Here is a 768-nt window from a genome sequence, read left to right as displayed (position 1 = left end):
TGGTTCGTGAGCCGGACGCGACCATGCAGCCTACGCCTCAAGACCATCAACTGATGTCGAAGCACCGCGTTCTCGGCCTCAAGCCGCAACTCCGACTTGAATGGCGAGGCCAGGGCGGAAAGAACGAAGCAAAACAGCCCGATCATTCCGCCAGCTTAGGCGATTCCATCACGTCATCAACTCGAATGAGGTTTTCGGTACACACAGGCCTTCGGCCCACTTCGTTGCGGCCGAATCTCGATGTTTCGGTCGCGGCGGATACGCCAATGCCGCTCGGATGACGTTGGGCATTTAGCTGCCGGGGTTAGCAGGACAGATTGGATCTTGAGGGTTTGTCGGCCTTAGCGTGACGAGCGCGGCTCTGCATCCGAGGAGCACAGCGCTTGCCGCCGCGACGGCAAAGCCGCGGTGATGACCGTTGATGCTTCTGACACACTGATGCGCGCTGCGGCATTCGATCATGTGCAGGCGGCTGTGTGAGGTCCACGATCACCTAACGGCCGTGGAGCTGAAGCGGGGGTTTACGTTGAGTGTCGAGCAATCCCGCTCATCGACAGGCTGGTCCTCTCAGCGAGCCGGCGCCGACGCACCCGGCGCAGCGCCGGTGACCTCCATCTGCGGATTGACCCTTAGCGTCAGGGCCACAATGCTGCCGACCAGAGCGCAGCCGCCCAGGACCAGCAGCCCGGCCGTGAAGTTGCCGGTCGCGTCTTTGAGGTAGCCCATGAGGAACGGTCCGGCGAAGCCGGACAGATTGCCGAGCGCATT

1 protein-coding gene and 1 pseudogene are annotated in these 768 nt (G+C 62.0%); one reads left to right on the top strand and one right to left on the bottom strand.

The window, feature by feature from the left end:
- Nucleotides 1–281 (top strand): hypothetical protein (locus AC5ZG1_RS44085; RefSeq protein WP_496136526.1); only part of this gene is annotated, 281 nt, incomplete at its 5' end.
- Nucleotides 282–567: 286 nt separating this feature from the next.
- Here AC5ZG1_RS44085 and AC5ZG1_RS44080 read toward each other — a convergent pair.
- A pseudogene (locus tag AC5ZG1_RS44080) lies at nt 568–768 on the bottom strand (MFS transporter); the annotation flags it as partial.

The sequence above is a fragment of the Bradyrhizobium sp. Leo78 genome (assembly GCF_059512425.1).
This window is presented reverse-complemented; position numbering and strand designations above follow the sequence as displayed.